This window comes from Maribacter huludaoensis (assembly GCF_029350945.1).
GTDB lineage: Bacteria > Bacteroidota > Bacteroidia > Flavobacteriales > Flavobacteriaceae > Maribacter > Maribacter huludaoensis.
Genome location: NZ_JARKMS010000004.1, coordinates 260,034 through 281,844, shown reverse-complemented (window position 1 = coordinate 281,844; position 21,811 = coordinate 260,034). Strand labels below are relative to the sequence as shown.

General features: G+C 36.0%; 15 protein-coding genes. 2 read left to right on the top strand and 13 right to left on the bottom strand.

Features of this window, described 5'->3' with window-relative positions:
* The 3 genes from PXC01_RS13480 to PXC01_RS13470 form a co-directional block, all read right to left on the bottom strand.
* On the bottom strand, positions 1-3,483 hold a 3,483-nt coding region (locus PXC01_RS13480; RefSeq protein WP_276472810.1), incomplete at its 3' end, for a hypothetical protein.
* Between the two features lie 738 nt (positions 3,484-4,221).
* Entirely contained in the window at positions 4,222-6,018 is a 1,797-nt protein-coding gene (locus tag PXC01_RS13475) for a ribonucleoside-diphosphate reductase subunit alpha (protein ID WP_276472809.1), read from the bottom strand.
* Positions 6,019-7,293, bottom strand: coding sequence for a ribonucleotide-diphosphate reductase subunit beta (locus PXC01_RS13470; RefSeq protein WP_276472808.1), 1,275 nt, complete (start codon positions 7,291-7,293; stop codon positions 6,019-6,021).
* A gap of 696 nt (positions 7,294-7,989) precedes the next feature.
* On the opposite strand from PXC01_RS13470, the gene PXC01_RS13465 reads away from it, so the two are divergent.
* Positions 7,990-8,349, top strand: a complete 360-nt coding sequence (locus tag PXC01_RS13465; protein WP_276472807.1) for a hypothetical protein — start codon at positions 7,990-7,992, stop codon at positions 8,347-8,349.
* 80 nt (positions 8,350-8,429) lie between these two features.
* Here the strand turns inward: PXC01_RS13465 and PXC01_RS13460 are convergent, their stop codons facing one another.
* Positions 8,430-9,104, bottom strand: a complete 675-nt coding sequence (locus PXC01_RS13460) for an NAD(P)H-hydrate epimerase (RefSeq protein ID WP_276472806.1) — start codon at positions 9,102-9,104, stop codon at positions 8,430-8,432.
* 4 nt (positions 9,105-9,108) lie between these two features.
* Entirely contained in the window at positions 9,109-9,840 is a 732-nt protein-coding gene (locus tag PXC01_RS13455; RefSeq protein WP_276472805.1) for a hypothetical protein, read from the bottom strand.
* 193 nt (positions 9,841-10,033) lie between these two features.
* Between PXC01_RS13455 and PXC01_RS13450 the strand changes: the two genes are divergently transcribed.
* Entirely contained in the window at positions 10,034-10,510 is a 477-nt protein-coding gene (locus tag PXC01_RS13450) for a nucleoside deaminase (protein ID WP_276472804.1), read from the top strand.
* A 21-nt stretch (positions 10,511-10,531) separates the two neighbouring features.
* Here PXC01_RS13450 and PXC01_RS13445 read toward each other — a convergent pair whose 3' ends face one another.
* From PXC01_RS13445 to PXC01_RS13410, 8 genes are all read right to left on the bottom strand, one after another.
* Positions 10,532-12,106: a sugar porter family MFS transporter gene (locus PXC01_RS13445; RefSeq protein WP_276472960.1), complete on the bottom strand. Its 1,575-nt coding sequence runs from the start codon at positions 12,104-12,106 to the stop codon at positions 10,532-10,534.
* A 68-nt stretch (positions 12,107-12,174) separates the two neighbouring features.
* Positions 12,175-13,266, bottom strand: coding sequence for a mandelate racemase/muconate lactonizing enzyme family protein (locus PXC01_RS13440; protein ID WP_276472803.1), 1,092 nt, complete (start codon positions 13,264-13,266; stop codon positions 12,175-12,177).
* A complete protein-coding gene (aldA, locus tag PXC01_RS13435; protein WP_276472802.1) occupies positions 13,266-14,720 on the bottom strand; it encodes an aldehyde dehydrogenase in 1,455 nt (484 codons plus the stop codon). The genes PXC01_RS13440 and aldA overlap by 1 nt, the downstream gene beginning before the upstream one ends.
* Before the next feature lie 19 nt (positions 14,721-14,739).
* The gene (locus PXC01_RS13430) at positions 14,740-15,510 is read right to left on the bottom strand and encodes an SDR family oxidoreductase (protein WP_276472801.1); all 771 of its coding nucleotides are present in this window, start codon (positions 15,508-15,510) and stop codon (positions 14,740-14,742) included.
* A 25-nt stretch (positions 15,511-15,535) separates the two neighbouring features.
* Positions 15,536-16,552, bottom strand: coding sequence for a zinc-dependent alcohol dehydrogenase (locus PXC01_RS13425; RefSeq protein WP_276472800.1), 1,017 nt, complete (start codon positions 16,550-16,552; stop codon positions 15,536-15,538).
* 1 nt (position 16,553) lies between these two features.
* Complete coding sequence (locus PXC01_RS13420; RefSeq protein ID WP_276472799.1) at positions 16,554-17,699, bottom strand: glycoside hydrolase family 117 protein; 1,146 nt, start codon at positions 17,697-17,699, stop codon at positions 16,554-16,556.
* A gap of 915 nt (positions 17,700-18,614) precedes the next feature.
* Positions 18,615-20,261 carry a hypothetical protein gene (locus PXC01_RS13415; RefSeq protein ID WP_276472798.1) on the bottom strand — a complete coding sequence of 549 codons (1,647 nt, stop codon included), beginning with the start codon at positions 20,259-20,261 and terminating at the stop codon, positions 18,615-18,617.
* Between the two features lie 311 nt (positions 20,262-20,572).
* Positions 20,573-21,619, bottom strand: coding sequence for a family 16 glycosylhydrolase (locus PXC01_RS13410; protein ID WP_276472797.1), 1,047 nt, complete (start codon positions 21,617-21,619; stop codon positions 20,573-20,575).
* Between the last annotated feature and the right edge of the window lie 192 nt (positions 21,620-21,811).

The window sequence follows — 21,811 nt, the reverse complement described above, 5'->3', positions numbered from 1 at the left end:
CGCAGAATCTGAATTATCAGGAACACCGTCACCATCGGTATCACCACTATATGGGTCGGTACCATTGGTTACTTCAGTTCCGTTGGTCACCCCGTCTCCGTCACAATCCGCTGCCGCCCATATGGCATTGCCAGCATCATAACCTGTATATCCTGCAGCCTGGACCGGATCACATGGGTCAAGAGCATCACTATCAGTATTATCCGGTACACCATCACCATCGGTATCCGTATTATAAGGATCTGTACCATTGGTAGCTTCAGTCCCGTTCGTTACCCCGTCCCCGTCACAATCCGCTGCCGCCCATATGGCATTACTAGCATCATAACCTGTATATCCTGCAGCCTGCACCGGATCACATGGATCAAGGGAATCCGTATTATTGGCAGCTTCAGTTTGGTTATCGATTCCATCACCATCACAATCTGCCGTATTCCAAGCTGCAGAAGGAGTTACCGTTGCGCTAGCAACATCATAACTACATAAGTTTAAAGGATCGGTCCCATCTACTGTTATTTCCGTACCATCCAATACACCATCTCCATCAGAATCCGGATTTGTTGGGTCTGTACCAGCCGTTGTTTCTTCCGCTTCCGTAAGTCCATCATTATCACAATCACTTGTACTTAAAGGAGTGCCACCAATAGACTCACAATCGTTCGTGGGATCTGTATTATCCGTATTTACTTCTGTACCGTCATCTATACCATCTCCGTCACTATCTGCATTATAGGGGTCAGTACCTGCCGTTGCTTCTTCATCATTTGTTAAGCCGTCACCATCACAATCATTGGTACCTTGAGGTTGCCAATAGGTATCACTTTGAGGAGCACATGGATCGTTTATAGTAGATGCATCTTCCGCAACATCACAAACATTGTCACCATCTGCATCCGCACATGCAGGAATAGTAATGAAGTATGTAGCCGTATCACATATGCTACCGTTACATACGCGATAATCTATGGTTACCGTACTAGGATTTTCACTTACTAAAGCTGTATATGTAATTTCACCAGTTGCTTGATTAATAGCTATAATACCCGCTGCGGTACCAGTACCTAAATCTGTAATAGTGCTACCAACTAAAAAATCATCGTTATTTAAAATATTGAATACTTTTGCTACCCCTACATCTGCATTAGTATAATCATCTGTAGCAGTTGGAGCAAAAGGATTTGGATCAGTATCATTTATATTTCCATCATTATCACAATCCGCAGCTGCCCAAACAGCATAATTTTCAGCAGTATTCAAAGGAACAGTTTCGTTGGTAACGGAACAAGGGTCTGATGGATCTGTACCATTTGAAACCTCTGTTCCATTTGTTTCTCCATCACCGTCACAATCAATGGCATTCCAAATTGGATCTACATTTAAGGTATTTTGGTTGGAACTATACACGCAAGGATCATTAGGTGCGGGATCAGTTATATCTGGATCCCCGTCTCCGTCATCATCACTATTTTCAATAATTATCGTTTCCTCAAGGTCATCCAATGTTTCATTAGAGTCTACTTGATCTTGAGAATTAGAAACTGTGTTCGTTACCCTAATTTCTTTTGTTGTGGCCTCAATAACATCCGGAGTAGCCACTATGGTCAACGTTTGTTGTTCTCCTTTGGTCATGGTTCCAATATTCCAGTTTGGAGCAGTCCATGATCCTGAAGATGGCGTTGCACTAGTTAGGGACAACCCTGCTGGCAAAACATCGTTTATAACAACATTTGTAACATCATTTATACCCAAACTTTCAACCGTTATCGTAAATGTTATAGATTCATCTTCCGTATAAACATCCTTATCAGCTATTTTGACAACCGCAATATCAGGATTGCAGTAATACATATTAATTACATTGGAATCATAAAAACAACCACCTGCCGAAACTTTCACAAAATAATCACCAATTTCCGTAGGGGTAATCGTTGATGAATTTGCCCCAGGAATCAAAACATTATCCTTATACCATTGGTAGGTATCAAAAACATTTAACAGTGCTATTTCACCACCCAAACATCCACCTCCTGATATCGTATAATCCACTACGGGAACCGTATCAAAGCCAGAAAAATATCCACCTAGGCCCAATGCACCGCTTAAACCTACAACACCTACGGCAATTGGCCCTGTAGACTCTACAGAAACGTTTCCTGTTAGGTTTGGCAGGTAAAAACTTTTCCAAGGTAGTCCTGTTGCCATTTGAGCAGCTGGTAATGTAACCGTACCGTTACCATCTGTCACGATTATATTTTCATCTAAAGTCGTAGTAGAGGCCAAGATGGTTATTCCTCCATTAATAGTGGAACTTACTAAATCTTGTATACTTGCTATATTACTTAATGAATTTGGCAATAAACAATTCACAGGGGCTATAAAATTCATACCATTGGTTGCTGCACTTGTATTACCTGCTAAAGATTGATACGCATATACATTGTTAGATGTAGTTACCGTTAAGTTACTACCAGCGGATGATCCGGTATAATTAGAACCCGGAATAACAAAAAATTCACCGTCATTAATTGTCGCTATTTTAGTAGTGGAGCCATTAACAAATATATCCGTTCCATTGACTGTACCAATTATAATAGGAAACTCTAAATTATTACCGCCACCGCCTCTTACGAAAACATATTCTCTACCAATAACATCTATTGGCACAGGTTGATCTATACCAGCATCTTGTAAGTTTGAACCAGGAACTACACCAACTAAAATATTACCATTACTAATGGCAATATCTTTATCTGAAGATATATCTGCTCCTAACCAACCATAACGGTTTGCATCCGTATCTCCCGAGGTATTTTGATTATTTCCTACATTTTCCAATACAAAACTTTCGCCCTTGTTTAAAGTTATAGTGATTGTATTGTCTGGATTATCGACAAACCCTGTAGAACTGTTACCTAGTCTAAATTTACAGTCTGGATCATAATCAGAAATAATAATATCAGTATCATCTTCAGTAGCCATAATACCTAAAACTGCATTATAAATACTTCTGTTATGCAAAAAAGGAACACCACCCCATTTGAAATGAGTTCCCAATCCTATTCTACCTTTAGATGTCAAAGATGCCCCCTGGGCATTATTACGACCTCTATAATTGACATAAAATTTTTCACCATTAGGAGCAACAATTCTTAAACCTGCTGTTGACTGTTTAATACCAACACTGGCATCTGGCAGCATGGTAATACCATTGTTATTATCAGCAAATGTATATACAAACGGGCTTGCATTAGAAACCATTGCGGTTGTCAATGGTGTCAACGAAGTACCTACGTATACCTCTACACTAAATGGGTTTATTTCTGGTGTAGATATATATATTGCCTGATCACGCATGTGATTGCCCGTCTGTGTTAACGGAGGTAAGTAGTGCAAATCACTTAGCTGAGCATAAGACGCGGAAGTTATAAATAATAAAAAAAGAAATGCTATACAGTTCTTAATTATTGAAGTCTGATTATTCATAGATTTTTTTTGAAGGAGCAAAAGACGTTTATAATTCTTTTGATCTTTTGATATTTTATATTTTAAAACAACCTTTATTTAGCGTAGGCAGTTTTTTAGCCGGTGGCGTAATTTTTAAGTAAACTATGCTTGAAGTTACCGGTTGAAATTATACAAATCATTGAGCCAAAAGCTTTTTTTGATCGAGAAACAAGTAAGTGATCTTAATTGAAAATAAAACAATTTCATAGCAGGGAAATTTTAGATATAGCCTTTTACAAAGTGTACATTGGACTACAAAAATTATGTTATTGCTTAAAGATAATATCATGAACTTTTGAGGAAAGATAAAATGTTGTCAGATTAGAGATAAGTGTATGTAAAACTTCAATTATTGTATACCTTATAAATGATATAAGTGCATTTTATCGATAACCCCTTTAAATTCAATAGTTAGCAAGTATTGGTTTTTTTAAAGAGAAAACACGATAATTATATTAAGTTGTGACAACATCATAATTGATTATCCTCTAAATTGTAGATGTTCAATCCAATAAAAAAATATCAGAGTTAAGCCAACTTTTATAATTCTTACAAAAAAATGTTCCTTTTAACAACTTTTGGGATTTTGAGAATAGGGAATAATCAAACCCATTTCAACTAAGAATTATTTATACATATAAAATGGTGTATTAGAAAAGCTATTTGCTTTTGCCAATACACCATTTTAAGTAATTTTATTTGTAAACTAGAAGGGCTTTACGCTTCACAACTAGCACAATCTTTCTTTTGCTTGAACTTTTGTGCCGCGTTCATACTATGTTGGTAGTACAATGATTTTAAACCTAATTTCCATGCAGTTACGTGAATCTTGTTGATTTCTTTAACCGGCATATCTGGGTGAACAATGATATTAACAGATTGACCTTGATCAATGTGATTTTGTCTGTTAGCTGCCTGATAGATAATATCCATCTGATCAATTTCAGAATATGTTTTGAATACATCTTTCTCCAAATCTGAAAGGAAATCTAAATGCTGTACAGATCCATCAAAATCACGGATACTATGCCATACTGCCGTGGTATTCATTCCTTTTTCCTCTAACAACTCAACTAAGAACGGATTTCTAATGGTCGTTTTCACCTTAGCGATATCTTTTACATAGGTATTAGACCATATTGGCTCAATACCCTGAGATACCTGCCCTAGGATAAACGCAGAAGATGTAGTCGGCGCAATTGCATTCAACGTAGCATTTCTTCTACCGTAACCTTTTAATACTGCCGGTTCTCCAAATTTAACGGCTAGCTCCTCTGAAGCACTGTATGATTTATCCTTAATTGTCTTAAATATTTCACTATTTAAATTGTACGCCTCTTGACTATTGAAAGGTAACATTTTAGACTGCAATAACGAATGCCATCCTAATACACCTAAACCTAATGCACGGTTATCTTTTGCAAAGTTATAGGCTCGTTCCATAAACAAGAACGTTTGGCGATCCTCACGACTTTCCGAATCGCGGTATACCTCTAATTTCTCACAGAACTCCGTAATTACGGCATCTAAAAAGTATACCATAGTTTCTACGGCATCCGTATCTTTCCATTTATCATAATGAAGAACGTTTACAGAAGACAGTACACATACAAAAGACCATTCATCACTAGATGGCAACATAATCTCCGTACATAAGTTACTTGCATAAATCTTATGTCCTTTTTCTTGGTATACATCTGCGGCACCATTGTTGGCATTATCCTTAAAGAAGATATATGGGTAGCCCATTTCACCTCTTCTCTGCAATACTTTTGCCCAGATAGAACGCTTCTCATTATCGCCATCTACCATTTCCTGCATCCACTCGTTCGTAACGGTTACTCCATGAGTCAATTCTTGAATAGGGTTACCTTCAGTTCCAATTTCCAAGAATTCCTTAATGTCTGCATGCTCTACTGGCAAATAAGGGGAAAAACGACCACGACGCACAGAACCTTGACTTACGACATCTACCATAGATTCAAAAAGCTGCATAATATGTACCGCACCAGATGCTTTACCATTATTTTTAACTTCTGCACCCCTATGTCTAATGTTTCCAAAATAACCGGAGGTACCACCACCTAACTTAGACATCATTCCTACCTCAGATTGGGTATATAGAATGTTACCCATATCGTCGGCAATATTAGAACCAAAACAACTAATTGGCAGTCCTCTTTCTTTACCAAAATTTGACCATACCGGAGAAGCCAATGAGTAAAAACCTTCACTCATATAACCATAGAACTTATCTGAAAAACCAGGCATACCCAATATTTTCTCTGCTCTATCTGCAATTTCACGGATACGGGTTTCAGCAGAAACTCCCGGTGTTAAATAGCCAGAAGCTAAAAAGTTACGACTATCTTCATTTAGCCACTTAAAACCTTCTTTTTTATCTTCTTTTAAGCTCTTAAGTGCTTCTTTTCTAGCCTGTACCAGTTCATTAGAACCATTCAGTTTTACTTCTTCTTGTATGCTAGTCTCTAAGTTAATTTTTGAATCGTTCATTTAAAATAAGTCGTCACTGGTTATACTTTGTGTTCTTTTGCTATAGTTGATAGAGCGCTTTACGAAAAAATCTCCATGCTTGGTACCAATAATTTCATCATCGAACCATTCTGTCTGCACTAATAATTCTTCGTCAACCTCAAATACTTTTTCGATTCCAATACTTTCTATAGAATCGTTAAATCTCTTTTTAATAAATTCCTTTACTAAATTCTTAGGCAAGAAATCGATCTCACCTGCTTCAAATATCCAATCGATAACATCACTTTCAGATGCAAATGCCTCTTTACACATTTCTTGAACAGATGCGTGGAAATCTTTATTGAACCATGTAGGATTTTCATCTTTAATAATATTGATGATATCAATACCAAAATCACCATGAATCTGCTCTTCTTTAGAAGTAGCCTCAACAACATTAGAGATACCTTTGAACATATTCTTATGCTTATTGAACGCCATAATTATCAAGAACTGAGAGAATAAGGATACATGCTCAATAAATAAGGAGAACAATAAAACAGACTCTGCATATTCTTGGTTATTCTCGCTCTTAGAATTCTTTAAAGCCGTTTCTAAATAATGAACCCTTTTCATTATTACAGGCTTTTTCTTCAAGTTTTTAAACTCTTCGTTCAACCCTAATATCTCTAACAAGTGCGAATAAGCATCATGATGCCTTACTTCACTCTCTGCAAACGTTGCTCCTACAGAACCAATTTCCGGCTTAGGCATTTTATGATAGATATCTCCCCAGAAGCTCTTTACCGCAACTTCTATTTGTGAAATTGCCAACATGGTATTTTTTATCGCGTTTCGCTCAATATCCGTCAACCCGGTTTTAAAATCTTGAATATCACTAGTAAAATTGAACTCTGTATGAATCCAATATGAATGTCTTATTGCAGATACATATTCATATAATGCCGGATACTCATAAGGTTTAAGATTTACTCGTTTTTCAAATACGTTGGACTTTCTTCTTTGTGCCTGCTCATTTCTATAAATAATGTAAGCTTTAGCTACATCAAAGAAACCACCTTCCATTAATTTATTCTCAACAAAATCCTGAACCTCTTCTACTGTAGGAATATAACTGATATCTGCCTGCTTTCTTTCTAAAAGTGCTGAATGAACATTATTAGAAATAATTTCGGCTTCACTGGGTCCGCCATGTTCAACAGCTGTCATAGCCTTTAAAATGGCATTTGTTATCTTGTGTAAATGGAAGGGTTTTGTCGAAAAATCCCGTTTTATGACTTCTGTGATTTTCATGTTAATATAAAGTTAATGTTGTGGGTAATAAGCGAGGTGTAAAGTTCGAAAATTAATCACCTTAATTTTACATTTACCTCTTTAAGCTTTTAACAGGGTTATCAACAATTTGATTTTTACCATGATAACAAGTGTAAAAACACATTTTATTTTAAACTTATAATTTATTGATTATCAATTATTTAAAATACAATAATTCAATATAGAAATGAAATAGGGTTAAAGAATTACTTCAGTAAAAACTTTTTTAAATTAATTTTTCCTCCATTTTTCATAAGCTAATTTTTGTAAAAAATTGCTATGAACCTCTATGTAAATTTATTATTAAAATTCAGCATTCCATAAGTAGTTTCACCTCAATTATATAGCTAAAACCATATCAACCTAAGCATTATATTTTTTACCTAAACCGTAACTTTAGTCAACCCGCCAAATTCGTTTTTTTTGCATACTTTTAACCAATACGCTAACAAAAAAATTAAATCTCACTTCTAGACCCATTGGCTATTTTTGTAAGAATTTTAAAAATTCAGACTTATTTTATGCTACTTAATTTTGAGCATTTTTGCTGTGCAACATTATTAAAAAAGACAAATTTTATCTTACACTTTAAATAATCTGTCTTATGCTATCTTTTAAAATAAATTGAATCTATTCTATTTTTTATGGATAATTTCGATTTCATTAAATGCTTATATGAACATTGAAGATCTAGTTGGAAAATATAACATCATTGGTTGCAACCAAGATGAAAAATCAAATGACTATACCGGTAAATTAGTTTTATCGTTAGATTTTAACAATAGAATACAGGCCGTATGGACCATTGGCAGTAATCAACAACAGACCGGTACAGGTTTTTTTAAGAACAATATTTTGGTGATAAACTTCAGCTATACCGGTGATGACCAAAATATTTACAAAGGTGTTGTAGTGTACCAATGCCTTAGCAAAGATGTTCTAGACGGATTTTGGTCCGAGAAACACGGTAATCCCCTTTATTTGGGAGAAGAGCGTTGTTTTAGAATTAAAACAAACGCTGTACCGTTAAATTAATACTATATAGCAAGTATTATTGATAACCGCCAAACAATCAATTCTTTTCTTAGCAGCTTAACCTCTCATTTAAATTGTTCTTAGTTGACTAGTATAAACTGGTTTAAAGCTATCAGCTGATTTTGCATAAAATTTGGCATCTTAATATTAAAATGCTCGTAAACCGATTTTGGAATTCCCAAATCGGCCACATATACTTCTACCTCTTTTGGCAATTGTTCCAAAATAGTTTTAGGAGCTGCCAAGGTCATTACTTGGTTCGCCTTAAACCCTGATAATTTACCTTCTCTGGAAATACCAACGGGAATGTCCAATGATATTCTATATGCCGATGATGCGTTGGCCAATGCAATACTTTTGGCAAATGCATCAGACAGCGGTAATCTTTGAGAGAACCCCAAATAGGCATCTACCCAAATATCAGTGGTTTCCGGTATACCTTTTTTTGCCCCAAATAGCAATGCTCTTTCTAATTGAGCTTTTGGTAGGTCTTTGCTAATAGGTACAACCAAATCTAAATTTACAATATAACCCCAGGCAGCAAGTCTACGAGCAGCTACCAGACCGCCGCCGCCATTGTTGCCATTACCTACCCCAATGGTTATTACCGAACTTTTATTTGCTTTTTTAGCAATTAATCTAGCCAACTGCAAACCGGCATTTTCCATCATCAACTCAATGGACAAATTGTATTTCTCTACCGCCCAATAATCCATTTCTTTAAAGGCCTCTAAGGAAAGACTGGTTACCTTCATACTATTATTTATAGGTATTTATAGCTTCCGTAAAAAACTGAACTGCCTGATCTTTATTAATTTTTGTAGCTGGTAAAACTGCTCCTTTAAATCCATCGTTTTTCCATTCGCCTAAAGAAAGTGCATCAAAATTCGAAGTATCTAAACCATTATGCCCTTTATATCCGCTAATATAAAAGTAGTGCTCATTTACCAAAGCATCAGGAATTGCCAATCCAAAACCAACTGCTATATCAACATTTAAACTAGCATAAGCTCCAGAATCAAAATGATGCGGCCATATGCGAACATCAGATTCCAAACCTTTTTCTTTTAGTGTAGCCACCAAGCTAGATTGTGCCAAGGTTCTTAAAGATGCCAATTCTTTTAATTCTGATGCATTTAATTTGAAAGCATATGATGCATTTATTGTATACGGCAAGTCATAATGAAATTCATAGGTATATACCTTATCTAAAAATGTCTTTGAAGTTTTAACCAACCAATCCAGCACCTGTTGATGTGTTTTACCATCTAGCGTAAAAGAAGCATCATTTTTTGAAGAATTCCATTCTAATGAAAAAGTGTTATAATTTAAAGCAAGTATATCTCCGCTTAATGATAAGGGGTGGGTTTCCAGTTGTTTTTTTTCAATGGACCAACCTAAGTTCGTGTGGCTGCCATCATCTTTTTTAGGTACAAAGCTGATTGCTGCAGCAGCTAAATATTGCGATGCCAAATGCATTTGTTTTTTCATTTAATGCGTATATAAAATCTGTTATTAATCACCATTTACTAATAATATGAATGTTTGGTCGTGGTTTACACAGTAATCTTTCAGATTGTAATAATTGATAGCTACTTAAAATCATATAATTACAATGATCTTCATCTTTAATAGCCTTTAAAAAACGTAATTTTGCATCCCTATTTAAAAATAAGAAAAGAATATGACGAAAGATCACGAGTTTTTTATGAGAAGAGCCATTAAAATGGCAGCAAAAGGAATGAACTCAAACGCAGGCGGCCCCTTTGGTGCCGTAGTTGTAAAAGATGGAGAAATTATAGCCGAAGGGCATAACAAGGTAACTTCTACAAACGACCCTACTGCACATGCAGAAATGGTGGTTATTAGAGATGCCTGTAAAAAACTGAATACGTTTCAGTTAACAGATTGTATTATTTATACTTCTTGTGAGCCCTGCCCTATGTGCTTTGGTGCCATTTATTGGGCTAGACCAAAGGCTGTATATTATGGTTGTGATAAGGCAGATGCAAAAGCTATAGATTTTGATGACCAGTTTATATATGATGAGCTAGAAGTTGAAATGCAGGACAGACAAATTCATTTTAAGCAAATGCTTCAAGAAGAAGCCGTTGAAGTCTTTAACAATTGGGCTTCTAAACAAGACAAGACAAAGTACTAATATAGATACCGTTTAAAAATGTCATGTGGATTTCACTAGTAGTTTTTCCAATTCTTCTAGTGATTTCCCTTTTGTTTCCGGTACCTTGGCAACAATAAACAACAACCCTATTATTGCAAAAATTGCATATAACAAAAAGGTCAACGAATTACCAAGATTAGATAATTGCCAAGGAAAAACAAGTTGCACCAAAAAGGCAAATGTAAGGTTTACCAAACCTACAAATGAAATTGCCAACCCGCGAATTCGATTTGGGAACAGTTCCGAAAAAAGTACCCACATTACAGGACCTATGGAAACTGCATAAAAAGAGACAAATAAAAGAATACCACATAAAATAAGAACCGAATTCATCTTTGTCGCGGCAGTTACCAAAACAGCTTCATACTGTTTGGCTATATCATCACCTAAGGCATTGGAAAGCGCTGCTTTAAAATCTAAATCTGAAGTAAAGGTTTGATCTTCCAAAGCCCTTAATTTTTCAATTGGCACTTCATTAGGTAACCCATTTAATGCGCTGTCATCTAATATATAGGTGGCAGTCTTAAAACCATAGGCTAGAATCAACATTGCTGATGCCATACCTATCATACCGTAAATCAACATAGGTTTCCTACCTAATTTGTCTATAATCTTCATGGCTACGATAGTAAATATCAAATTTACCAATCCTACTAAAATAGCTTGTAAAAACGATGCATCTGTACCAATGCCTGTTTGTTCAAAAATTAAGGGTGCATAGAACATCACAGAATTTATACCTACCAGCTGTTGAAATATGGCAACAATAATGCCTACCAGTATTACAAGGCGTATGTTCTTTTTAAAAAGCTCCCCAAATTGGACTTTTTCCTTTTTACCTTCTTGAAGAATACTCTCTTCAATAGATTTCATTTGTTTTGCAGCTTCATTTGCTCCCACGAACCTTTGTAACGTTTGCCTTGCCTCTATTAAAAAACCTTTCATGGACAGCCATCTAGGGCTTTGCGGCACAACAAACAATCCTATATAATATAATAATGCGGGAAACACTACTAAACCAAGCATCCAACGCCAATTCCATTTTTTCAGATTAATGGTGTTTACCCAACCATAATCGCTATCGCCCAATCTTAAGATTAGATAGTTTGTAAAAAATGCGGCCGAAATACCAATGACAATATTCAATTGATTAAAAGATACCATTTGCCCTCTCTTTTCTGGCGGACTTACCTCTGCAATATACATAGGTGCTATAATTAATGCAGCACCAACTGAGAAACCACCTATTAACCTGCCTATGATCAACATAGTAAACGTAGTGGAAAATGCTGAAAAGAGCGCTGAGACCGCAAATAATAAAGCTGCATATTTGAGTACGCTTCTTCTGCCTATTTTATCACTTAAAGGTCCCGCAATAAAAGTGCCTAGCGCAGCAGTCAAGGTTATGGAACTGACCAGCCAACCTAATTGAATATCGTTAAGGGAGAATTCATGTTCTACAAACTTTAAAGTTCCAGAAATAACGGAAGCATCAAAACCAAGAATAAAGCCGCCCAGAGCAACAATGGCGGCTATTCTTATTATATAATTTTTATTTACTTCCATGTTAAGTATTTGTAATAGTTCATACTTATAAAAGCATTGCTAAAACAAGAAATACTCTCACTTAAGCGCAGTTAATCTTAGCTCTTATAAGGGGCTAATTTTTCCCAATCGAAAATGACCCCGGTACCCGGAGTTTCAGGAGCTACCGCCCTATGATTTTCAACAACTAAAGGTCTTAAGGTATATTGATCGATAGGAAAACTATGTACTTCTAACCAACCTGCATTGGGTTGAGAAGAGACAAGACTTACATGAAGTTCTTGCATACCATGACTACATACCGGGATATGATGTTCCTGCGCCATTTTTGCCACTTTCAACCAACCTGTTACACCACCGCAATTAGAAGCATCCGGTTGAATAAAGGATAGTTTGGATTGTGCAAAGGCATATTCAAATTCATGAATGGTATGTAAATTTTCACCCATGGCCAAAGGAAAACCGGTACGATCAACAATTTCGCCAAATCCTAAATAATCATCAGGTATTATCGGTTCTTCAAACCAGGTAATATCATATTGTTTAAAGCCTTCAATAGCTTTTATCGCTTTTTCTACGGTCATAGAATAGTTGGCATCGACCATAAACGTAACATCCGGACCTACAAACTCACGTACCGCTTTTATGCGTTCTAAATCCTCTTCTAAGTCTTCCCTTCCTATTTTAATCTTTACGGCATTGAACCCGCTATCCAAATAGGTTCTCATATTATCCAAAAGCTTAGGAATAGGAAATTGAAGATCTATACCACCGCAATATGCCTTACAGGTATTGTCTGCACCTCCGGTCATTTTATATAAAGGTTTATCGGCTTTTTTACAGCGAATATCCCAAAGGGCAATATCTATGGTAGAAATGGCAAAAGAAGCTATACCTCCTCTACCTACATAGTGAATATGCCATTCCATTTCTTCATATAGTTCTTCAATTTTAGAACTATCCTTACCTATTAAAAAAGAGGTAAAATCATGCTCTACCATAGCTTTGGTAGCGTGCCCACCTTTACCGCCAGTATACGTGTAACCAGTGCCTTCAGTACCGTCCTCCAAGGTTATTGTAGTTGTCACCAGCTCAAAATGCGTATGGTCGCCGTGTTTGGCATCGTTCATTACTTCTGGTAAAGGAACCTTAAATAATTGACAATCTACTTTTGCTATTCTTGTACTCATTATGCCTTATGTCTTACGTAAAACGTTTTCTTTTCCATATACTGCTCAAATCCGTATTTACCGTCTTCACCACCAGAGCCACTTAACTTATACCCGTTATGAAAACCTTGGTGCTGTTCTCCATGACCACGATTCACATAGATCTCACCATATTCAAGTTCATCGTTGCAACGCATGATCTTATTCATGTCATTGGTAAATACCATTGCCGCCAAACCATATTCACAGTCATTTGCAAAGCCTACAACCTCATCAAAATCCTTAAATTTCAACACAGGTAAAATTGGTCCAAATGACTCTTCATGAACAATGGTCATATCTTGGGTTACATCTGTCAAAACCGTTGGTTCAAACCAATATCCTTTATCAAATTCACCACCGGACAAACGTTTACCACCAGTTGCAATTGTTGCACCCTCATCTAAACTCACTTTGACCAAATGCTCCATATGCTCCAATTCGCTTTTGTTCACCTTTGGTCCCATATCTGTATCCTCTAGCATTGGGTTGCCCACTTTTAACGCTTTGGTCTTTTGAATGAATTTATTCATGAATTCATAGTAAATATCTTCATGAACATACATACGCTCATTACAAGTACATACTTGCCCACAATTATCGAATCTAGAATGTAGGGCCGCATCTACGGCTGCATCAATATCAGCATCTTCAAACACTATAAACGGAGCCTTTCCACCTAATTCCAATTGTACGTGCGTTAGGTTCTGTGCTGCCATTTTTGCAATTTGTTGACCAACTGGAGTAGACCCTGTCATGGTCACCATTTTGGTTATAGGATTTTCTACCAAGGCAGTACCCATAGCTCTTCCCGGTCCTGTAATAATATTCAACAAACCATCTGGCAAACCAACTTTTTTAGCTAAGTGCCCTAACTCTAATGTTGCTAGCGGAGTTTCTGAAGTCGGTTTTACAACGATAGCATTTCCTGCTACCAATGCCGGACCAATTTTTCTTCCGGCCAAAGCCAAAGGGAAATTCCACGCCGTTATGGCAACTACTACCCCTCGTGGTATTTTTTGAATCCAAATTTGTTCATTTGGGTTATCCGAAGGAATGATATCACCTTCAATTCTTCGTGCTCCCTCACAAGCATATTCTATAAAAGAAGCGGTTACCGCAACTTCCATTTTAGCTACTTTAAGTAACTTACCTTGTTCCTTTACTAAAAGTTCTGCCAATTTATCCGCATTCGCCTTTATTTCATCAGCAAATTTATACAGCAGTTCCGCTCTCTTTCTGGCAGGGACTTTTTTCCACTCTTTCTGTGCCCTATCGGCTGCTTCCAATGCTTGTACAGCTTCCGCAACCGTCCCGTTTTGAACCTTTGCGTAAACCTCCTCAGTTGATGGATTTATAATATCGATGGTCTCACCAGAGGTTGAAGTAACCCAAGATCCATCTATAAACATTTCGTATTCTTTTATTGATGCCATTTTTCTGTTTTTAGTGTGATTATCTACCCATCCAACCTCCGTCTACCAGAGTGATGCTTCCGTTCATATATGCAGCCGCGTCCGAAGCTAAAAAGACCACGGGACCTGCAAAATCTTCTGGTTCTCCCCATCTTCCTGCCGGAATTCTAGCCAAAATAGAATTTGCCCGTTCTTCGTTATTACGTAAGGCTTCTGTATTATCAGTACTTATATACCCCGGTGCAATGGCGTTGACATTTACTCCGCTACCGGCCCATTCGTTGGCAAAGGCCATGGTCAACTGACCGATCGCTCCCTTACTGGCTGCATAGCCCGGCACGGTTATTCCACCTTGGTAAGTTAACAACGATGCCGTAAATATTACTTTTCCTGCACCACGCTCAACCATTTCTTTTCCTATTTCCCTGGTTAAAATGAATTGTGCATTTTGGTTTACCTCTATCACTTTATCCCATAACTCGTCTGAATGTTCAACGGCTGGAGCCCTTAATATGGTTCCGGCATTGTTTACCAAAATATCTATTACCGGAAAATCGCCTTTAACGGCTGCAATAAAACTATATAGTGCTTTTCTATCACTAAAATCACACGCATAGGCTTTAAAATCTCTACCCAGTGCCTTTATTTCCTTTTCTACATCGCTACCGCTTGACTCTAAAGTAGCACTTACACCTATGATATTTGCACCAGCCTCCGCAAGACCTATCGCCATGGCTTTACCTATGCCTCGCTTACAACCCGTAACCAATGCCGTTTTTCCTTTTAAACTGAATTTATCCAGTACTCCCATTTTCTTTTAAAGTTTTAGTTCTTAGTTATGATTGACAATCCATCAAGACTTTTAGTCCGTCAGGGTTTTTATCTATATTTTCAAATACCGTTTGTATGTTCTTTAGCGGTTGCACGTCCGTAATCATTTCATTGAATGGCAATTCATTGGCCGTAATTAAACGTATAGCCTGTTCATAATCCTCTTTTTCATACACTCTTGCCCCTATTAATTTAAGTTCTTTCCAAAAGAATTTAAATAAGTCTACTTCTTTCTTTTGGCCATGTATAGCTACCATTACAATTCTACCTCTAATACCGGCAACCTCTGTCATAATATCCAATGCAGGTTGTACTCCTGCAACCTCGAATACAACATCTGCCCTTTTATCATCGGTCTTGCTTTTTACATAATCTACCAAGTCCGTTTTTATAGGGTTTACAGCATCAAGCCCTAATTCTTTTGCCTTGGATATTCTTGTTTCATTTACTTCAGATACAATTACCTGTGCCCCTTTTTCCTTGGCTACCAAAGCAACTAAAAGACCTATTGGGCCACCGCCCAAAACCACGGCGGTCTCCCCTGCCTTTAATTCACCCATTCTTACATCATGCACTGCTACTGATAAAGGCTCTATCAATGCTGCCAATTTTAAGTCTGTTTCTTCTTTTAATTTATGAAGTGTAAATGCAGGTACGTTCCAGTACTGTTGCATGGCACCCGGACTATCAATACCAATAAACTTAAGTTCTTCACAAATATGGTTGAAGCCCTTGTCAGATGATTTCACCTTTCTATCATCCAACGGTCTAACCACAATTTTATCGCCTACTTTGAATCCGCTTACACCTTCACCTATGGCGTCTATGGTCCCGGACATTTCATGACCAATGGTCTCGGGTATGTTTACACGTTTATCCATCATACCATGATAAATATGTACATCTGTACCACATACGCCTACGTATGCCACTTTAATTCTAACTTCTCCTTTTGCAGGAGCTTCTATTTCTTTTTCTATTACAGAAAATGTTTTACCGCCTTTGTACTGTGTTGCTATCATTTTAAATTGCTTTTTCTCCTATTGCTGTATGTGATGTTTTATTATATGACGAAAACCGCTGTATACTTTGATAATCGTCGTTATTGTAAATATGGGTCAAACCCCATCTTAGTATTTCTGTTGGACTACCCTCGGTATCCGCAGTCCTATTTAAGCCTATGGCATGTGGCGGATTTTGAATACTCGCCACAATTTCAAAATTGATACCATCTGGAGACCATTGTATGGTATTCTTCTCCGGTCCGTCCGTAGTGATTAAAGATGCTATTCCATCATCATAGGGCCATACGCAGATTTCATGACCGCTATTGCTGATTGGATTATATACCGACTTTTCATAAGGTCCTAACGGATTATCCGCAATAGCAACCCCATGTCTAATTTGACGTCCGCCAAAGTTTATTTCCTCCCCCATTTGTTCGCCTTTGTAATACAAGTAAAATTTGCCTTTATACGGCAAAATGCATGGATCATGTACTTTATGACTATCAAAGTCTCCTTTTTTTTCCACCTTAAACCTATTATCCTCTTCACCTAACCAAATACCGTTATCAGCTGGTGAAAGAATAGGTTCTGGTAATTTTTGCCAAGGACCATTAGGGCTATCTGACCAAGCCAAACCAACTTGATTTTTCACCCGAACCGTATACGGACTTTTAACCGTTTGATAGCATAGGTAGAATTTATCATTATGCTTCATTACCTCTACCGTAAAAACAGAACGGTCATCAAAGGAGCCAGAATCTCCTCTTTTTACGGCGATACCTTCTTCCTTCCATGTCCAGCCATCTTTAGAAGTTGCATACCAAATATCGCAACGGTCCCAAGGAAAAACTTTATCCTTCTCAATATTGCCTGCAAAACCCTGCGTAGCACCTAAACTTTTGCTATACCATACGTAGTATTTGCCATTCTCTTTAATTACAGCACTAGGATCTCTTCTACAGACACCTTCTTCATAAGCCAAATCTCCCAGTAAAGGTTTAAGTTCTTCAAATTCAATAAACCATTTATTACCAACCTCGGGCCATTGTAATGCCCGTATAGATGCCGCACTTAAATATTGTGCATTGGTAATCCCCAATTTGTCTAGCTTAATTTTTGGGATTTCACCTTCTTTAATGTTTGGTTTATTTATGGTTTGCATGGATTTTTTCCATATTGATTATTACTACATTGTCTATTGCAATCATCATTTTAAATAGAAAATGAATTATGTTTCTATCAAAAACAAAATGTTATATGCTTATTAATTGTTTACTTTTTACTTGGCAACAATTTCATTTTCATATTTTTTTCAATAGACAATTATCATATCGATAATGAGAAGCAATTTAGAAATAACGGCTTATCTACATTGAAATACCTACTGAACAAAAACTGTACATACATTTAATTCAACAAATCCGTGGCTCATTGTTTTACTTCATTGGGTTAAACTACCTCTTTAACGCGCTAGTTTAAGCACCATATTAGCTAAGCAATACTACAAATGATCAATGCTATAAATAGTATGAAGAATTGCTACTTGATTACAAGTGCTCCCAAAAATCTGTTTTCATTGTATCAATGCAAACAGTACTATTTCATATTTGTATTAGAGAATAGAAATAGTCCAGTATATGTTCAGCCATATTTAGTCACAAAATTCTTTTTCAATTTAAAAAAGAAATCATTTGATCAATGTTTTCATGTAAAGTGCTATTAACCAAAGGTGCGTTCAAGGGCTTTATCAATCTTACATAAAATAGCAGGCTACGATACTTTGATACTTTTATTATGACGATGTTAAGGACGCTGTATTAAATTACCTTACCAAGGTTTTAAAAAGTATAGTAGGACCACTGAAAAAAAAGTACGGTAAGACTGGGCACCAAGTGCAACACAAATTAGTAAAACAGGAATAAAAATCTGTCCGTAGATAATTTTTAGCAAACGTATTACCTTCCAAAGTCCGCTATAGTGATAAACAAATATTATAATCCCTTAAAAATTAAGAATCTACGAATATAGACTACCGTTCATCAACAATTAAAATGTAGAAATAATCTTTTAAATCCATTTATAACTGTGCTATAAAATCTTCAAGGTTTTCCTTTCTTTCCAGTTTCAATTTTTTACGTAACCTATAACGGGTAGTATGCACAGATTCTACAGAAATACCAAGCAATCTGGCCATATCCTTACTGGAAAAATTCAATTTAATAAGAGCACAAACTTTATGGTCGCTTTGCGTAAGATTGGGGTATTTTTTGGTCAATTTTTTATAGAACTTTTCATTGACAGCAGTAAACCTTAATCTAAACTCCTCCCAATTATTAGTATTATTGACAGATATGGTTCGTAATAATTTATTTATCTCTGATTGCTGTAAATTGTCCTTATTGGATTTTAATTTCTCTTTTAAATCTTTTAGAAATTCGTCTTTCTCAACAAGCTGTAATACCGATGCAGCTAGTTCTTTGTTTTTCAACTCCAACAATTCGTTAGCCTTTTGTATTTCCAATTCTTTATTTCGTCTAATTAGCTGTTTTTCTAACTTGTGCTTATTGCGAAGGTGTCTAAAAAAGAAAAATGCCAATATTAAAATAAAGACTATAGTGCCCAACAAAATTACACGCTGCAACATTGAAATTTTCTCTTCTTGTTTTAGCTTTTCAAATCGCTGTTGTTGTATTAGATCCAATTGACGTTGCTTTTCAATTCTAAAGTCATCCCGTATCTCTAACATAGATTTGTTCATAGAACTTCTACCATCAAAAAACAGTGCATCTAGATTTTTTGCTATTTTCAAATTCTCGTATGCTTTTTGATAATTTCCTTGTTTTTTATAATGCTCCGTTAAGCGCTCATAGATTAGAGGTGTAAAATCAATATGCCGTTTATATTTTTCTGATGTTTTAATAGCTTTTTCGTAGTAGTCAACACTACCATTTAAATCTCCTAAATTCTGTAAAATATCCCCCCAGTAGGTATAGCCTAAAACCATATATGAAGGTCTTTTATTCAAAAAATAGGGTTCTAAACTCTTAAATAATTCAAGTGCTTCTTCATTATGACCTGTTTTAGATAGTATAAATGCCTTCTCAAAATTCAATTCCGGCATGGGTAATTGATTTTTTACATCTTTGTAATATATTAAACAACTATCTAAATATTTACTTGCCAGTTCTGGCATATCAAACTCTCTATAGGTATTTACGAACGAAAAATAATTTAGTACTAAATAGGCGGAATCCGTTTCACCTTTTTCAACCATATTTTTTCTAATGCTTAATGCCTTATTTAAATATTTAAGAGATTCTTTTTCTCGTTTATAAAAACTATAGAACCTACCTAAACGCCATGATATCAAGGCATCTAAGGAGTCATTCTGAACCCTATCCGCCAAAAAAAGAGATTGCCAAAATACATCATAGGAATTAGCATAATCTGCCCTGTGCCCAAATACATCTGCCAGTTGCATTAAAACACCAATACCTTTTAAAGTATCGCCTTTTTGAAGTAAGGTTTCGTGTTTTATACGAAGTTCTTTAATTAACTCCTCAGAATTTTCGTATTTCTCTTCATTGGAACTTAATAAGTAATTCTCGCTAATTTCATTATTAGTCTGGTTTTCTTGGGCAAAAACATCTCCACTAAAAGACAAGCATACTATAATAAGAATAGAAGTAATACTTGATAATAAACTAGAAAAAGGGTTTTTCAAAACTGTACAAATAGGAAGTTATTATACCTTTAAATATACAATAACTTATTGATTAAAATATTTTATAGAATAAGCTAGACAAAAAGGGTCTATTTTAAAAGTAAACCATATGAAAAGAAAAAAAGAAAACTCTTATTTTAATTAAATTGATGATTATCAATGTTTTAATTACATTATGTAAAAAATCTATATAATTCTCAACAAAATAGACCAAGAGTATTTACTAGACTACATTAGCAATAATATTTATGAATGAAAAAAAGAGCATGGTAACAACCCCATGCCCTTAACTCAATTAAATAAACTAACAACTATTTTTCCACTGGTTTGTATATTCTTATCCAGTCTACCTTCAGTGTATGGGCTTCAGTATCTAAAAGCTCATTATCCGTTGGTGTATATGTATCCGATTGATTTCCCGATGCTGGACTAGATCGCCAGTCTTGATCTTCAACATCTATAATAATATCCATTTCTTTACTTAGACCTGTGCGTGTATCAGCATTAGTATCGCCTGGGTTAGTTGCATTTGTGTAAAACAAAGGATCTATTTGATCTTTACCAGAAACGGTCCTAATCAACTCCCCGTCTATGTAGTACTCCAAATGCCATGGGTCTTTCCAGTATACACCATAGGTATGGTAGTCCTCTCTCCATTTAATATTATCTTTCATAAACCACGAACCTGCATCTTTAGGCTGATAATCTTGAAATGGGTCCCTTATAAATACATGGTGACTAATATGCATTCTAACTTCATACCATGAATGGCTCGCTTGGGCACTTTCCGAATATGCCGCTCCATAAGCTTCCATTATATCTATTTCTTGTGTATCATCTGGACTTAACATCCAAATACCGTTGGCTAAAACGGAGTTCATGATTTTAGCTCTTGCCTCTACATAAACAGGATACTGAACCCTCGTTTTATTCGTAATGCAACCTGTGCTTATTTTATCTGTACCTGCTTTTCTTTTCGCCGGTATTTGCAATAAACCATCGGCTACAAATGGGATATCCCTACTCCATTCTGTCAAGCCCGGTCCAGACCAATTATTATGGTAAAAGTCATCCCATTTATTAAAAAAGGCATCGCCTTTATTACCTGCTGGTGCCTCATATTCAAAATCATCTGAAAAATTTTGAAATTCCCATTCCAATCCTGAACCTGGATCTGCAGGAACCGCCATTGTACTGTAATCTTCTTCTGCCACTTCCTCTTTCTCCTCGTCTGCTTTTGGATCTGTATTGTCCACTTCCACATTAGGAGTTTCATTAACATCAGAACCAGAACTACAATTAGATGCTGTTAGCAGAAAAAGGATTAATGAAGAAAGTATTAATAATTTAAATTTCATGAGTGAGTTGATTTAAGCTTGGTTGAAAACCGATTTCAAGGTACAGTTATAAGAATAAAAACCTTGATTAAACAACTAGACAAAAACTGACATAGCCCTGAACATTTACTGATACTCATATGTATAAACTATTTCAACAAAGACCTAATTACAGGACTTACCCCTTAAAAACAGCACATTATTTATAAAAAT

Coding starts and splice junctions, on each gene's coding strand:
- PXC01_RS13475 (WP_276472809.1), bottom strand. CDS start 6,018: ATGAACGATTCAAAAATTAACTTAGAGACTAGCATACAAGAAGAAGTA.
- PXC01_RS13470 (WP_276472808.1), bottom strand. CDS start 7,293: ATGAAAATCACAGAAGTCATAAAACGGGATTTTTCGACAAAACCCTTC.
- PXC01_RS13465 (WP_276472807.1), top strand. CDS start 7,990: ATGAACATTGAAGATCTAGTTGGAAAATATAACATCATTGGTTGCAAC.
- PXC01_RS13460 (WP_276472806.1), bottom strand. CDS start 9,104: ATGAAGGTAACCAGTCTTTCCTTAGAGGCCTTTAAAGAAATGGATTAT.
- PXC01_RS13455 (WP_276472805.1), bottom strand. CDS start 9,840: ATGAAAAAACAAATGCATTTGGCATCGCAATATTTAGCTGCTGCAGCA.
- PXC01_RS13450 (WP_276472804.1), top strand. CDS start 10,034: ATGACGAAAGATCACGAGTTTTTTATGAGAAGAGCCATTAAAATGGCA.
- PXC01_RS13440 (WP_276472803.1), bottom strand. CDS start 13,266: ATGAGTACAAGAATAGCAAAAGTAGATTGTCAATTATTTAAGGTTCCT.
- aldA (WP_276472802.1), bottom strand. CDS start 14,720: ATGGCATCAATAAAAGAATACGAAATGTTTATAGATGGATCTTGGGTT.
- PXC01_RS13430 (WP_276472801.1), bottom strand. CDS start 15,510: ATGGGAGTACTGGATAAATTCAGTTTAAAAGGAAAAACGGCATTGGTT.
- PXC01_RS13425 (WP_276472800.1), bottom strand. CDS start 16,552: ATGATAGCAACACAGTACAAAGGCGGTAAAACATTTTCTGTAATAGAA.
- PXC01_RS13420 (WP_276472799.1), bottom strand. CDS start 17,699: ATGCAAACCATAAATAAACCAAACATTAAAGAAGGTGAAATCCCAAAA.
- PXC01_RS13410 (WP_276472797.1), bottom strand. CDS start 21,619: ATGAAATTTAAATTATTAATACTTTCTTCATTAATCCTTTTTCTGCTA.